Origin of the sequence: Dyadobacter sp. 22481, from assembly GCF_052044875.1 — a bacterium.
Lineage (GTDB): Bacteria > Bacteroidota > Bacteroidia > Cytophagales > Spirosomataceae > Dyadobacter > Dyadobacter endophyticus.
In genome coordinates this window covers 1,054,732-1,070,391 of the sequence record NZ_JBQENV010000002.1, presented here as the reverse complement: position 1 = coordinate 1,070,391, position 15,660 = coordinate 1,054,732, and the positions used below count along the sequence as shown (strand labels likewise).

Annotated in this window: 11 protein-coding genes; 4 read left to right on the top strand and 7 right to left on the bottom strand. The window is 48.9% G+C overall.

What is annotated here, in order from left to right; all coding sequences use genetic code 11:
- Positions 1 to 124 precede the first annotated feature (124 nt).
- A complete protein-coding gene (locus ACTJJJ_RS14480) occupies positions 125 to 2,569 on the bottom strand; it encodes an outer membrane beta-barrel family protein (RefSeq protein ID WP_440702156.1) in 2,445 nt (814 codons plus the stop codon).
- A 256-nt stretch (positions 2,570 to 2,825) separates the two neighbouring features.
- Positions 2,826 to 3,167 carry a DUF6249 domain-containing protein gene (locus ACTJJJ_RS14475; RefSeq protein ID WP_188933989.1) on the bottom strand — a complete coding sequence of 114 codons (342 nt, stop codon included), beginning with the start codon at positions 3,165 to 3,167 and terminating at the stop codon, positions 2,826 to 2,828.
- Positions 3,168 to 3,326: 159 nt separating this feature from the next.
- Between ACTJJJ_RS14475 and ACTJJJ_RS14470 the strand changes: the two genes are divergently transcribed.
- Together ACTJJJ_RS14470 and ACTJJJ_RS14465 are read left to right on the top strand one after the other, a co-directional pair.
- On the top strand, positions 3,327 to 3,878 hold the full coding sequence (locus tag ACTJJJ_RS14470) for an RNA polymerase sigma factor (RefSeq protein WP_188933991.1): 552 nt from the start codon (positions 3,327 to 3,329) through the stop codon (positions 3,876 to 3,878).
- Between the two features lie 10 nt (positions 3,879 to 3,888).
- On the top strand, positions 3,889 to 4,386 hold the full coding sequence (locus ACTJJJ_RS14465; RefSeq protein WP_188933993.1) for a hypothetical protein: 498 nt from the start codon (positions 3,889 to 3,891) through the stop codon (positions 4,384 to 4,386).
- Between the two features lie 37 nt (positions 4,387 to 4,423).
- Here the strand turns inward: ACTJJJ_RS14465 and ACTJJJ_RS14460 are convergent, their stop codons facing one another.
- Complete coding sequence (locus tag ACTJJJ_RS14460; RefSeq protein WP_440702155.1) at positions 4,424 to 4,795, bottom strand: hypothetical protein; 372 nt, start codon at positions 4,793 to 4,795, stop codon at positions 4,424 to 4,426.
- Positions 4,796 to 5,002: 207 nt separating this feature from the next.
- Here ACTJJJ_RS14460 and ACTJJJ_RS14455 point away from each other — a divergent pair, with 207 nt between their 5' ends.
- Complete coding sequence (locus tag ACTJJJ_RS14455) at positions 5,003 to 5,212, top strand: DUF2281 domain-containing protein (RefSeq protein WP_426293088.1); 210 nt, start codon at positions 5,003 to 5,005, stop codon at positions 5,210 to 5,212.
- On the top strand, positions 5,213 to 5,605 hold the full coding sequence (locus ACTJJJ_RS14450) for a type II toxin-antitoxin system VapC family toxin (protein ID WP_440702154.1): 393 nt from the start codon (positions 5,213 to 5,215) through the stop codon (positions 5,603 to 5,605).
- Between the two features lie 6 nt (positions 5,606 to 5,611).
- Here the strand turns inward: ACTJJJ_RS14450 and ACTJJJ_RS14445 are convergent, their stop codons facing one another.
- From ACTJJJ_RS14445 to ACTJJJ_RS14430, 4 genes are all read right to left on the bottom strand, one after another.
- Entirely contained in the window at positions 5,612 to 7,987 is a 2,376-nt protein-coding gene (locus tag ACTJJJ_RS14445; RefSeq protein WP_426293086.1) for an ABC transporter permease, read from the bottom strand.
- 87 nt (positions 7,988 to 8,074) lie between these two features.
- The gene (locus tag ACTJJJ_RS14440) at positions 8,075 to 10,489 is read right to left on the bottom strand and encodes an ABC transporter permease (RefSeq protein ID WP_440702153.1); all 2,415 of its coding nucleotides are present in this window, start codon (positions 10,487 to 10,489) and stop codon (positions 8,075 to 8,077) included.
- Positions 10,490 to 10,522: 33 nt separating this feature from the next.
- A complete protein-coding gene (locus ACTJJJ_RS14435; RefSeq protein WP_440702152.1) occupies positions 10,523 to 12,937 on the bottom strand; it encodes an ABC transporter permease in 2,415 nt (804 codons plus the stop codon).
- Between the two features lie 110 nt (positions 12,938 to 13,047).
- On the bottom strand, positions 13,048 to 15,504 hold the full coding sequence (locus ACTJJJ_RS14430; protein ID WP_426293083.1) for an ABC transporter permease: 2,457 nt from the start codon (positions 15,502 to 15,504) through the stop codon (positions 13,048 to 13,050).
- Positions 15,505 to 15,660: the final 156 nt, after the last annotated feature.

The window sequence follows — 15,660 nt, the reverse complement described above, 5'->3', positions numbered from 1 at the left end:
ATAGCGAGCATTGCCGGGGCGCAAAAATCTACTACTTCTGGACGGCATGAAAGTCCATGTCATCCCCGCTCATCAATATCTGGCAGATTAAAAAATGCCGGGCTGTTCGGCCCGGCATTTGCTTTTAGTTGCCGCCATTCTGCACGTCGTCGTTGCGAATACCTCTCTTATTCTTTTTAATACCGTCTTTTAGTTTTCCAAACTTGTAGTTCAGGCTGAAATTGAATGACCGAAAGTAATTCCAGCGGTCGGTGTACTGGTCGAAATCCGGGCCGAATGTCTCGTTGTGGAACCTTCTGAATTTCGTAAACGGATTGCTTACAGCAGCCGAAAGCGATAGTTTGTCCTTAATCACATCCTTATTCACGCTGAATGACGTACTTTGAATCGAATTCGTGGTGCCTTGCAGGTTCACGCCCGGGCCGTTCGCGTTGAAGTTCGCATTCACACGCCAGTCCTTAGGCAGCTTGTAGCCCGTCGAAAGCGAAAACTGGTACATAACCCCGCTGTTGGTGATCTCGACACCGTTCACAATGCCGGTTACCTTGCCGTGTGCAATGCGGAGATTGGTACTGAAATTCCATTTTTTCGTGAAAGGGTAGTTCGCATTCAGGTTACCGCTGATGAGCCGTGCGCGGCCGGTATTGCCGTAAGAGGTGCGCGTGATCTGCGTCTCCGCGTTGTAAACCGCGATCGGAAAAATCAGGTCTTTAAAATGCGTATACCCTACGCCGAAATTGATATTTCCCTTTTTTGCCTTATTGTAGCTCAATTGCAAATCATTCACATAGGCCGGCCGGAGATCGGGGTTACCAGTCCGCTCATAGCTCGGGTTCGACCGGTCGACGAACGGATTGAGTTGCCAGATACCCGGTCGTTGAATGCGCTGGGTATAGCCAAAGTTGATTCCCGCATTGTTTTTCAGCTTCCGGTTGATCGATACCGACGGAATAAGATTGAAATAGTTTTGTTTCACTTTTGAATCGGTGGAGATAAAATCGGCATCGATGATCGTCTGCTCCACGCGTGCACCCGCCTTCACGCCCCAGTTCTTGAAATTGTATTGATATGTATTGTAAGCACCGAACACATTTTGTTGGTTCTTGTACATATTGCTCATCCCGCCATCGACCTCGTAAGATTTTGTTTCAGGATTGAATACCAGGTATTTAAAATCACTTTTGTTGTCCCGCATGATACCCTTCAAACCGGCTTCAATATTCAGTTTTTTGACCGGATATACCAGATCCACCTGGAATGTCTGCTCCGAAAAGCTCTGGTCGTTAATCTGTCGGTAATCGGGACGGTCGTAGTTGATGCGATCGGAGATTTGGAGGTTGCCGTTTTGCTTGTTGTCGTAGCCATAATACCGGTAAGAGAAAGTCAGCAGACGGTTTTTATCCGCTTTGAAACCCTTCTGGTAATTTACTGCCGCGTCACGTCCGTTGCCGCGGTCGGAATTGTCGTTGGTCACATTGTATCGTTCCAGGATTTCAACGCCGGCATTCAGCAGCGACGATTGATACCCATTCGAGCGGTTCCTGCCGCCATTCACATTCAGTTGCGCGCTCAGCAAGTTCAGTGTATCAACTTCGTAGGTGATTTCATAGCCGATGTAGCCATTCTTGTTGTTATTCCCGTTCCAGCCGCGCTGGTCGAGCTCCGTAGGACTAGTACCGGTCGTTGTGCGGTTAGACACCGTTTGAGTCGACGGATTTTTATATTGATTTAAACCCGCATTCAGCGACATTCCGATCTTCCCTAGCTGGGCCGAGAGCGAGCCACCGACTCCCGGTCCACCCGTTGGGAAGCGTTCACTGACATTGAGCGTGCCATTATACCCATTATCGATTTTCTTGTTGGTAATGATGTTGATAATCCCCGCAAGGCCCTCCGCATCATATTTTGCAGGAGGCGTCGTGATCACCTCGATGCGCACGATAGACGATGCCGGCATGCTGCGCAGCACATCCTTATAACTCCGCTCAACCATACTCGACGGTTTGCCGTTGATCAGGATCTTGAAATCGGTATTGCCTTTGAGAGCAATATTATCCTCGGCGTCCAGCGACAGGTACGGCACTTTCCGCATCATTTCGAGCACGCTGTAAACCTTGCTTTCGGGATCGGCTTCGAGGTCGTAACTGATCCTGTCGACCTCCTGTTTGACGATCGGTTTCAAGGCGGTAACCGTCACTTCTTTAAGCCCTACCACCTGCTGACTAATTGTAATATTGCCCAAATCGACATGCTGACGTGTGCTGTCCGTCAAATCGACGTCGACAGTCTTGCTCTTGTAACCTACTCCAACCAGCACTAGCGCATATTTCATGGGTTTCAGATTTTGGAAAGCGAACGACCCGTCGGCCTTAGAGAAATCGGCTTTCAAGGCGGTATTTTTGTCTTTCATGAGGTTAACGGTGATGAAATCCAACACCTTGCCGGTAGCAGAGTCGGCCACAATGCCTTTGATAGTTGGTCCCTTAGGAGCGTCTTGCGCGAATGAATCCTGGCAGCAGATCAGCCCCGGGATCAGGACGGACATGAGTAATTGGAATAATGTTTTCATGGAAAAAGTTTTCATGGCTAATAAATTTTTGAATGGGCATAGGAATTCCGATAAGAGATTTTGGGCTCTTTCAGACAGTGATTAATATATCAATAAATTAAATATAAATATTCTATTGATATACTAATGCAGACTAACCTAAATTCGATACAACAAATGTATTGGAAGGTACTTTGTGATGCAAGGTACTAGGCCTGATTTTTAGCACAAAGTGATGAACGGTTAATAGCGCGGTTGACCGGTAGTGCACGGAAGGCTATTCGATAGATCGGGGTTTGTTCAGAAGCCTTTCGACAAGAAAATTGAGAATAAGACTAGTGCCTCCAAAGAGAAACACCATAGCCATATAAGCCACCCCTTTGCTGAAATCATAGGTATTGTCCAGCCAGTTGCCCATTAGAATCCCAAGTGCGATACCTACGAAGAGCATACCAAATTTCAGTGTGGGGTAGTACGCCTGGTTCTTATCCGTAAATATGGACGCGTCGGCGCCCTTCTCGATTAACGCTATACGTTCGCGGTGGCGCGTCATCAGGAATACATATACAATCCCGAAAATGCCCAGAAAAGCTGCAACAGAAACAAGTACGCCGTTCATGACTAAAAGATATTTAAATTTCGAATGTTACCCATTGGACAGCGGGGCGGCATTTCCGGTTACAGTTTTGTCAAAAAAATTTCAAAAAAAAATATAGCCTCAATATTGTAACCGGCTTGCCCGCTATGCAGTCTAATGAGCAGGCGAGCCATTGAATGCATGAAAAACCACGACGACCGGGTCCATATTGAAAACGTAAAACAGGGTAACCTGGCTTCGTATACTTATCTGGTCGAGAAGTATAAAAACATGGCATTTACCATTGCGATGAAGATCCTGTCGAATGCGCAGGACGCGGAGGACGCGGCACAGGAGAGTTTTGTGAAAGCTTATATGCAAATCGGCAGCTTCGAAGGCAAATCCAAGTTTTCGACATGGCTTTATACCATCGTTTACCGAACGGCCGTTTCGAAATTGCAGCAGCCGCGGCTCGCTTTGCAAAGTATCGACGATGAATTTGAAGAAAATTACCATTACGAACACAGCCCGCCACCGCTCGAAGGCTTGCAGGCCCGCGAGCGCGAGCAGTTTGTGAAGGAGGCCATCAACCGCCTGCCCAAAATGGAAGCGTTGATCATCACCTTATACTACCTGAATGAAAGCCCTATCGAGGAAATCGAACAGATAACCGGCCTTTCGAACAGTAATATCAAAGTAAAACTATTCAGGGCCAGAAAAGTACTGGGCAAAGAATTACAGTTTTTGTTATAATGCGGGAATTATGGAGCCGATAGACGACAAACAGGAAGGGCATTTCAAAAACCTGATCCGGGAAACCGGGGCCGATACGCCTTCGGATGCATTCACGCGGGTGGTCATGCAACACGTGCGCGAGGAAGCGGCGTTTCATGCCCTGGTGCACCAAAATGCTGTGGACTTCGCTCCCAAGGCATTCAGCAGTAAGGTGATGGCACAAATCCAGCCCAGCGCCAAAGTCGCCGTGCAGAAACCAGTCATTTCCCGCCGGACCTGGTACTGGGTAGCAGCCGCCTGGGCAGCGTTGATCGTCGCGTGTTTCTTCCTGCCCGTCAATGAGCCGCAATCTGCTTTTTCCGACAAATTGAATGGATTGACAATATCCAATCAGGTTTTCAACCAGAAATTCTCCACCATTCCGCAGCCGGTGATGCTTACGATCATCGGACTATCGTGCCTGATATTGCTCGACTATTTCCTGCGGAATAAATGGGTGTTATTCAATAAAACGGCCAGGTCCTGAGACCTGGCCGTTCGTTCATGGCTGCCTTTTCAATAGGTTATCCTCTGCGGTTGTAACGGTTTTCAAAACGATGCTGATAGGTGAACAGGCGCTGGCGTTGTGCGGGCGTCAGAACGGCCAGGATTTCCTTTTGCTTCTCCTCTTCCAGTCTCTTCATGCCCTGATAGGTATGGTATCTCTGGTTTCTGCCGGCCAAACGATCGTATCTGTTTTCGATCTTTTTGATCTGGTTTTCCTGCTTGCGGCTCAGCTTCACGATCTCGTCCAGCTTGTTGATCTTGAATTCCTCGTTAGCATTGTCGGCGCGGGCGTCGATCACGGCCGGATTGGGTCTGTTATATCGCTGAGCGAAAGAATTTCCGGCTGTCAGGGTAACTATTGCGGCGATGGCGAAAATGATCTTCTTCATGGTTTCCAGTATTTAAATTGTTTGTTTATGTCTTTTAGAGGCACATTTAACCTCCAAGTTTAACGCGCTGGAAACGCAATCTGCGAAATGTCACTGGTAGTAGATGGCAGCGGGGTTTTCATCGACGAATGGGGTTGCCGCTGGCTGGATAGAATTGCTAAAATTTTCTTTTGTTTTTAAATTTGGATAAGGTCAACCATAAAAGAAATGTTAACTACAATTAAAGGGATTTATGAAAACGGCAAGGTGACGCTCATAGGAACGCCACCTGTACAGTCGCGCACGGAAGTCACAGTTACATTCCCGGAAAAAGTGGCAAGCCCGCTTAAAAAACGTCAGGCGGGAGCACTAAAGGGAAGAATTCACATGTCAGATGATTTCAACGAACCACTGGACGATTTGAAAGAATATATGTAGATGAAAGTATTACTAGACACACACACTCTCATTTGGTTTCTTGAAGACAGCCCCAGACTCTCACGGAAGGCCAAATCTCTCATGGAAGATTTAGGCAATGACGTTTATGTACATGCCATCAGTTGGTTTGAAATGTCAATCAAGGCGAAAATCGGAAAACTTTCGCTGGCGGACCCTATCGATATAGCTTTTACACAAGCCTCGAAAAACGGTATATTGACCATAGATATAAATGCACCACAGCTGAAAGCTTACCAAAGTCTACCATTCATCCACGAACACCGCGATCCGTTCGACCGTTTAATAATTGCAACTGCTTTGCATGAAGGCTTCAATATCATTTCAAATGATCCGAAGTTCTCGCTGTACCCGGCAGCAAAAGTGCTCTGGTAGAATAAATCATTCACTCCTCAAAGACTTCACCGGATTCATCAGCGCCGCCTTGATCGCCTGAAAACTGACCGTCAGCAAGGTAATGGCAACGGCTAGAAAGGCAGCGACGACGAACACGACCCAGCTGAGTTGGATGTGGTATTCGTATTTTTTCAACCAGTCGTGCAGAAAATAGAGCGCGATGGGTGAGGCGATGACACAGGAGATGATGACCAGATACACAAACTCTTTGGATAGCATCGCCCACATCTGCGCGACGCTGGCGCCCAACGCTTTGCGAATGCCGATCTCTTTGGTACGTTGCTCGGCCGTATAGGCTGCCAATCCAAACAGGCCAAGACAGGAAATGAAGACCGCCAGCACCGCAAATACCCGTGCCAGTTTCCCTATCCGTTCCTCGGCCCTGAATTTGGCATCATATTCCTCATCGGCAAACTTGAATTCGAATGGCGAATCCGGATCATGTTTACGGAAAACAGCTTCTACCTTCTTCAAGGCCTTATCTACCGGTGCGCCGGGTGTAAGTTTGACGTTGATCAGGTTGGCCCAATCGTAATTCAGCATAAAAATGGTCGGCACCGCCGGCTCGTAGGGCGATTGCATCACCATATCCTTAATCACACCCACAACCTGCCGCGGCTTGCCGTTGTAGCGTATCGTTTTACCTATGATATTTTTCAGGCCCGTGAGCTTCACGGCCGATTCGTTCAGTACAAATCCTGCCGTATCGGTGGAGAAATCCCTAGAAAAGTCGCGGCCGTCGATGATTTTCCAGCCTATTGTTTTGCCAAAATCGTGTGTACAGGCGATGGTCCCGAACAGCGGAACAGAGCCAGCTTCCAGCCCCTCCCATTCGAAGCCGATCTGGTTGGAATAAATACCCGTTGTAGGACTAGACGATTCACTCATTTCGTACACACTTCCGGTTTTGAGCAGATCATCGCGCAGCGGATGATATTTTCCCCACAAATTAGGTGAAATATTAATTTGCAAAAGTCCCTGACGGTCATAGCCAACCGGCCGGTTTTTGGCATGCTGGATCTGCTGAAAGACTATAATCGTGCCGATGATGAGGGTGATGGACACCGTGAACTGTAACACCACCATCACTTTCCGGGGCACTCCCGAGTATTTCCCTACCTTGAATGTACCCTTCAAAACCGATAAGGGGTTAAACGACGACAGATAAAATGCCGGGTAACTGCCCGCCACCAGGCCTGTGAACAATGCGAAAACGATCAGCCCCAGCCAGAACTGCCAGTCGAAGAACGGGAATTTCACATGCTTACCCGCGAGGTCGTTGAATGCCGGCAGCGAAATGAGCACGATAAGGATCGCCAGTACCAACGCAAACATGACCACCAGGAACGATTCGCTCAAAAACTGTAATACCAACTGGCTTTTAAGCGACCCGATCGACTTACGAATGCCCACTTCCTTGGCCCGCTTTTCCGACCGTGCCGTGCTCAGGTTCATAAAATTGATACATGCCAAAAGCAGCACAAATGCGCCGATAATGCCGAAAAGCCAAACAAACTGAATGCGCCCGCCGACATTCTGCCCGTCTTTGAAATCGGAATACAGGTGCCAGCGGCTCATCGGGTGCAGCAAATATTGCGGCTTGTCGGTTTTGGAGAATGCGTGCGGCATTTCCACGTCCCTGATTTTGCGGGAAACCGTTGCGATCTCTGCATGATCGGCCACCTGTGCGAACCATTGGAATGAGTGGTTACCCCATTGCGTTTGTGATTCCTTCACCCAGCCCTCGGCTTGCAGGTAGTCGTTCCAGGGCAGGATCAGGTACAGCTCATTGAAACTAGAATTGAAGGGAATATCCTCATAAACACCCGTCACTTTCACATCCTTCTTGATGTCGAGTTTGAGTGTTTTGTTCAGAGCATCTGCGTCTCCGAAAAGCGCTTTCGCCAGCGACTCGCAAATCACCACCGACCCGGGATTCTTCAATGCACTGTAATCGCCCCGGATCATTTTCAGGCCCAGCATTTCCGGAAGGGACGGCTGCGCCCACATGCCAGTCTTGTTGATCTTCTTATTGCCGTTAGCCAGCAAATGTCCGAAGTTCCAGGAGGCCAGCGCAGTGTGTTTGAAATCTGCCGGATACTTGGTCGCCATTTCCGTCACAGACGGTATAGAAACCGCAGTACTGGTTCCGGTTTGGCCATTGAATGTCTGATTGATCCAGGCCTGTACCACGCGGTCGTAGTTTTTGTGGTATTTGTTGTAGGACAATTCATCCCACACCCACAGTCCGATCAGCATTGTGACGGCAATACCTACCGCCAGTCCGACAATGTTAATCAGGGAATAAACTTTGTTTTTACGAAGATTACGGAGTGCGATTAACAGATAATTCTTGATCATGGCCGGAGGCAGATAGAATGAGCGTTTGGAATGTGTTTCGCGAAAGATGTAAAAAGCTGTGCGCCGGTTGCATCTGCGATCGTCTGATTATTCACTTCTTAATGCCTTCACCGGGTTCGTCATCGCAGCCTTGACACTCTGGAAGCTGATAGTAACCAACGCGATCAACACCGCCGCGACGCCCGCCACCGCGAAAAGCCACCAGCTGATATGCACTTTATAGCTAAAATCCTGCAACCATTCATTCATGAAATACCAGGCAATAGGCGACGCAATAACCAGCGCAATCACTACCAGTTTGATAAAATCGATTGAAAACAGCCCGAAAATATTCATCGCGGAGGCGCCGATGGCTTTACGGATGCCCATTTCCTTCGTGCGCGATTCGGCCATGAACGCTACCACGCCATACAGGCCCAGACACCCGATAAAAATCGCGATGAAACTCAGGATTTTAAAGAGCGAAAAGAACTTGGCTTCCTTCTCGTAAAAGCTATCCAGCGTCTGATCGTAGAATGTGTATTTAAACAAATAATCGGGAAAAGCCTCCGTCCATACCTTTTCGATCCGGTCAATCTGTTCCAGCCCGGCATTCTTATCCAGTTTGACGCTTAATGTCCGGTAATTGTCACGCATGGTGGTCATCACGCACGGAATAATCTCCTGGTGAAGTGTGTAGGTATTGAAATTTTTAACGACACCTACTACCGGAAGCTTCGCATCTCCCCCGCCGATCGTCAGCCGCTTACCGATAATGTCTTCCGGTTTTTTAAAGCCTAGTTTTTGGGCAAATGCCTCGTTCACGACATATTCCCGGATCGTGTCCGCCGACAAATACATTCTTCCCGCAGCCATTTTCAGCCCGTAAGTGTTGAAGTATGCCGTGTCGGCCGGACGCATTACGACGGTAAAATCGAGGTCCTCGGCGTCATTTTCATATCTAAACCCGGTTTGCCAGTTACTTCTCGACATCGGTGTAAACGCACTGTAAGCAATGGATTTCACGCCCGGTATCGCACTAACCTGTTCCCGCAATGCTTCGAGCTTACCCTCCGGTTGGTCGGGGATGGCGATCGTCACAATCTCGTCCTTCTCAAAACCCAGGTCGAGCGTGCTGAAATACTTCATCTGACTGTAAGCGATCAGTGTACCGATGAGGATCACCTGCGAAATCGAGAATTGCAGTACGATAAGGCCTTTGCGCAAATTGGACTGCCCCCCTTCGGCAGTACTCATTTTCCCTTTCAGTGCTAAAATCGGCTGATAGCCTGAAACAACCAATGCAGGATAAAACCCAGCCAGGAAAGTGGTAGCAACAGCCAGTATCACACAGCACAGCAAGATGGAAGGGTCCTGGAAAAACACCACATCCCGCGTCTCGATATTGAGAATATTGGCAATGTAAGGCAACAGCAGCTGCGCAGAAACCAACGCAAGGATTACCGAAAGTACCGTAATAATCCCGGTTTCGGAGAAATACTGGCGCAACAGCTGTCCGCGGGTACTGCCCAGCACCTTCCGCACGCCCACCTCGCGTGAGCGTCGCAATGCCTGCGCGGTGGCAAGGTTTACAAAATTCACACAGGCGGTGATCAGGATAAATATCCCGACGAGCGACATGGCCCAGATCATTCCCTTACTGATCGAGCGATTGGTGTAATTGCCTGTTTTCGTGGCAAAATGGATATCCTTAACCGGTTGCAGGACAAACTTCACTTTTTCAGCATCCTTCGGCTTTCGGTATTTTTTATTGAATGCTAAGAGCTGCTGCTCAAATTGTGCCTCGCTCACATTTTTGGGTAACATCAGGTACACTTGTCCACCTCCGTAGGTGGAAACCCAGTCGTCCCAGTTCGTAAATGCACCAAACTCTTTCAATGACGCGAATGAAAGCATGGTCGTAAATGGCAGGTTGGTAGTAGCCGGAGGGTCCGCGACCACGCCCGTCACTACAAAATCCATCTGGTTCCTTACCCGGATGCTCTTCCCGATCGGATCGGCATTCCCGAAATACTTCAAAGCTTGGCCCTCGGTCAGAACGACTGAACCAGGATTTTTAAGCGCCTGCGAGGGCGAGCCTTTCAGCCATTTGTAATCGAACATCCGGAAATACTCGGGCCCGATGAATGCTATATTATAGCCGGGATCCGAAAATTTCTTCTTCTCCGTACCCTGCGTAACCGTGATCAACGTCTCGCGCAAGCCATATGTACACGTCACCTGGCCGCGGATCTCGGCGAAATCGTTGCGTAATGCCGCCAATGCAGGAAGCTGAATACCAGCGCTGAAACCTTTTTCCCCATCCTCAATACTATGATTGAGCAGGCGGTAAAGACGGTCGGCATTTGCATGATGGCCGTCAAAACTCAGCTCATACCGGACAGTAAAAAAGATAAGCAAGCAACACGCAAGGCTCAAAGTAAGCCCGGTAATGTTGATCAATGTAAAATTCCAGTTACGGCGAAGGTTTCTGAATGAGGTCGTGAGATAGTTTTTGATCATGGCTAGGTTGATTGGATTCAGGCAATTTTTAGTCTATTCACTCCGCAGCGACTTCACTGGGTTCATCAGCGCGGCTTTGATACTCTGGAAGCTAACGGTTGCCACGGCAACGAGCACCGCCGCCGCACCAACGCCTACGAATACCAACGGACTGATTTCGATGCGGTAGGGATAGTTATCCAGCCAAAGCTGCATGAAATACCAGGCTGCTGGCGTGGCGATCACGATCGCAATGAGGACCAGTTTGACAAAATCTTTCGATAACACGAACACCAGGCTGGCAATGCTCGCACCAAGCACTTTGCGGACGCCGATTTCCTTCGTGCGTTGCTCCATGACGATCAATGCGACAGCGAACAGACCAAGGCAGGACAATATCACGGCAACCGCGGATGCAAGGCTGAAAATCTGTGAAAGCCTTTCTTCCTCTTTATACCAGGCGTTCGTATTTTCATCGATAAATGAGCCGATAAACTCCGATTCCGGCGTAATTTCCTTCCAGATATTTTTCAACTTCTCCATCGACGATGCCAGACCTTGTGGCGTAACCCGTACAAAAATATAGCCTATGCCGTCTGTATGAGAAAGGTACATCGTGATCGGCTTCTTGTCCGTCTTGGAAGAGTAAAGGTTAAAATCGGGGATTACGCCGATGATCTGATGCTTGATGCCCGCAGTATCAGTCTGGAAGAACTTGCCGACAGGGTCTTTTTCTCCAATCGCCTTGGCCATGCTTTCGGTGATGATAACCCTTCCCATCGAGTCGGTCGGATAAGCGGGATTAAACTCCCGTCCGTCGATCAGTTTGATATTGAGTGTTTTGAGGTAGTCGTAGCTGATATGCAGCCAGTCGGTTTCCACTTCGCGTTCTTTGAATGTGAAACCGATGGAGCTGCGCGAAGTGCTTCGGTCGAGGCCCATTCCCAGGTTCACGGCTGAACCGGTGATACTTACAATATTAGGATCGTTGGCGAGGCGGTTACGCATTCTGCGCAACGCAGTCTGGCCATTAACCTTCCTTCCCACGGGAATGCTGACCACCTCCTCTTTCTGGAAGCCCAGCGGCTGTTTCCGCAGATGGTCGACCTGCTGCACTGCGATGATCGTGCAGCAGATCAGCAGGCTCGACAGCGCAAATTGGGCAACAATTAACGAATTTCGCAATACACCCGGCTTTTTGAGCGACACCCTCCCTTTCAGAACTTCCACCGCATTGAATTTCGACATCTGCAATGCCGGATAACCGCCAGCAACGAGGGTAACAAACAAAAACAGCCCGACCAACAATGCAATCTTATCGGGCTCGAAAATGTATTCCAGGGTTAGTTTGGACCTGAATGTCGCATTAAACAATGGCAAAAGCAGCACTGCCAGCACAACGCCCGTTAGGAAGCCGAAGAAGCAAATGACTCCTGCTTCACCCCAGATCTGGAAGAAAAGCTGTTGTTTCAACGCGCCGAGCGACTTGCGTACACCCACCTCGCGTGCACGTATAAATGAGCGCGCGACATTGAGGTTAATGAAGTTGATGCAGGCGATCAGCAGGATAAAAAGGCCGATACCCATTAATGCATAGATCAGCGATCCTTCCTTACCGCCGGAAATCTCCCGGTTAAAGTGGACATCTTCCAGTTTTTGAAGGCGGAGCGCATAGAGATCACCCCTTTCGTCTGGTTTAGCACCTTTCTTTTTAAGCTTCGTGATAGTTTCTGCGAAATATTTGGCCGTGAAAGGTTTCAGCTTCTTTTCAAATGCAAGCTTATCTACCCCTGGTTTTAGTTTTAGGAAAATATTGTGAGAAAATGCATCCCACTGGTCCTTTTGGTGTTGATAACCGCCCACATTTTCGCTGCGTATAAACGCGTCGAATTGCAGGGACGAGTTTTCAGGAAAATCCGCAAGGACCCCGCTCACTACATATTCCTTCTTGCTTTCCTCTAATCCCAACTGAATGCGCTTGCCCATCGGATCTTCCTCCCCGAAAACGGCTTTGGCCATATGTTCGGTGATGACAATATTGCTAAGGTCCTGCAAAGCGGCTTGCGCGCTGCCCTGGATAAAGGGAAATGAGAAGACTTTGAAAAAATCCGGCTCGGTGAACTTGATATTCTTGTCGAGATATTTCCCCTTGTACTCTACCACGTCCGACCCGTTGACGACCCTCGCAATGGCTTCGATGTCGGGATATTCGGCCTTTAATGCCGGTGTGATCGGAAACGGCATCGAAGCCGTGCGATCTACGCGTTCCGGATCATTGGAGAAGAAATATGGCTCGTAAATGCGGTCTTTGTCGGCGTGAAAACTATCGTACGACAGCGAGAAATAAGCCGTCAGAAATAGAAAAACACTTACGCAAAAAGCGACCGCCAATCCGACGATATTGATAAATGCGTAACCCTTGCTCTTCCAAAGGTTACGCAATGCGATTTTGAGGTAGTTTTTGAACATGGCTTTTATTTATATGGAGGAAAGGAGGAAGGGGAGGATGGAGGAAAGGGGGGGATGTAAACTTCTTAATTTTTCCTACCCCCCTTTCTTCCCCTTCCTCTCTTTATCTCCTATTCCGATTTCAACGATTTCACAGGATTGGTAACAGCCGCTTTAATTGCCTGGGTACTCACTGTCAGCAATGCGATGATCACTGCCAACGCACCTGCCCCGGCGAACATCCACCATTGCAGGCTGATTTTATAGGCAAAATCGTTTAACCAACGGTTCATCAGGTACCAGGTGAGCGGGGTGGCTATGACGATGGAAACAATTACCAGTTTCACAAAATCGCCCGACAACAACCCTACGATGTTGGCCACCGAAGCTCCAAGCACTTTTCGTACGCCTATTTCTTTGATACGCTGCTGAGCGGCAAAGGCAGCCAGGCCAAACAATCCGAGGCTGGAAATCAGGATGGAAACAAGGGTAAATGCATTGACAAGCCTGGAAGTACGCGCATCGGCGGCGTAATTTTTTTGAAAATCCTCATCGAGGAATGTGTACGCAAAAGGCTCATCGGGCACGAGCGACTTCCATTTGCTTTCTATCAATGGCAGCGCGGAAGCTGCGTCTTTCCCAGCGATATGGGCGATCAGGTAGTTATAGCTGGGGTCCATATTGAGGAAGAAGGCGTAAGGCTCGATGGCTTTGTGCAAATCCTGAAAGTGAAAATCTTTGACAACACCCACGACTTCAACCGAGCCCGGCGTATCCCCGCCGTTGTTGAACAGGAATTTCTGGCCCACTGCCTTGTTCAGTGGAACGTTAAATTTCCTGAGTGTGGCCTCGTTGACAACTATTTTGTAATTGGTATCAGCCGGAAACTCCTTCGAAAACATGCGGCCTACAATCGGTTTGAAACCCATCGTTTCCATGAAATCCGGTGCTACCCAGTTGGTTTTGATCAGATTGTCGTCATTTACCGTCTGTCCGGGCAAATAAACCGACATATCACTCGGATTGATGATACCAGGGTAATAGGCAGTGCCCGACGCCGCTGTGATCCGGCTGTCCTGCAAAAGTTCGTTTTTCAATGCCGTGTAAGCCTGCCGCGCCTCCTGGCTTCGGAAAGGGATCACGATCTGCTGGTCTTTGGTGAAACCGAGCGGCTGCTCCTTCATGAACCGGATCTGCCCCTGAATGACGATCGTAGCAACCACCAGACTAATCGAAATCACAAACTGAAAGACTACCAACCCCCGGCGCAGCGTAGTGGCCGATACGGAATTGACAAACCGTCCCTTGATCACGTCCAGCGGGTTAAATACCGACAAGTAAAACGCCGGGTAACTACCCGCCAGCAAACCGGTAAGCAACGCCAGCAGCACAAACCCACCGACAATTTTCGGTTGCAGGAGGTCATGAACGTCAAGCGATTTGTCGGCCAGCTGATTAAAAAATGGCAGCAGCAGCACTACAAGTAGCACAGCTATCGCCAGCCCGAGAAATGTAAGCACCATCGACTCGCCCAGAAACTGACCGACGAGGCTGCCCTTGCCGGCACCCATGACCTTGCGCATGCCTACCTCAGCCGCCCGTTTCGCAGAGCGCGCGGTGGCAAGGTTCATGAAATTGATGCAGGCGATCAGCAATGTAAATACGGCGATACATGCCAGAACGTACAAATAGGTCGAACTTGTGGTGGACGACAGAATGCGGTCGATCCGGCTGAAAAGGTGAATGTCCCGGACAGCGAGCAATGCCAGCTTCTTATCATATCCCGCGATTTTGAGATCCTTTCGTGCATATTTTTCAATGAACGCCGGCAATTTCGCTTCAAACGCCGCGGCATCGGTACCCGGCCTGAGGCGCAGGTAGTGATAAAACATGTTGTTGTTTGTGAAATTGAGATCAGGCTGCCGAAGGTAATCGCCAATCCAGCCTACTTTGAATGACACAAAATAATGGGCGTCTATGTGTGAACGCGCGCTTTCGTCGCGAAATACGCCGGTGACCTTGAAGTTCTCATTATGGCCCGTCTTTCCCCCCACCTTCACCGTGCGGTTCAATGCCGGTTCGTTGCCAAAAAGCTTCTGGGCAAGGACATCGGAAAGGACAATCGAATGCGGATCGTCGAGCGCCGTGCGCTTGTCACCTTGCAGGAATTGATAGGTAAAAACGTCAAAAAAAGTCGAATCGACGTGCGTTCCTTTGGTTTCGTAGAACGAGAGCGGATCTTTCCCAGGCTGCTCCACGGTCAGCAATGCCTTGTCTTCCATAAAGTTCTGCCAGACGCGCGTCGCCTGCACCACCTCGGGGTACTCGGCCTTTAATGCAGCCGCATAGGGCGCCGGTGCACGGGGATTGTCCATCTTCTCCCCGTTCGGCTGCACGTTCTCCGAGCGTACCAGATAAAGCTCATTGACATGCTCCTGATGCTTATCGAACGAAATTTCGCTCAGAATGTAAAGCAGCAGGAGCATGCAACACGTCATCCCGACCGATAGGCCGAAGACGTTAATTACGGAGAACATCTTGTTTTTCAAGACATTTCTCCAAGCAATTTTCAGATAGTTTTTAATCATGGCTGGGTCCTGGATTGCATTCCGACTTTTTGGAATGAATAATTGTACCAACCATCCAACACCTAAGCAATAAGCTCAAAATCAAGCAATTAATCACCAATAAAACAACAAAGAGTGTCCGAAACTGGACACTCTTGTTCGATATTGCAAAGAGAA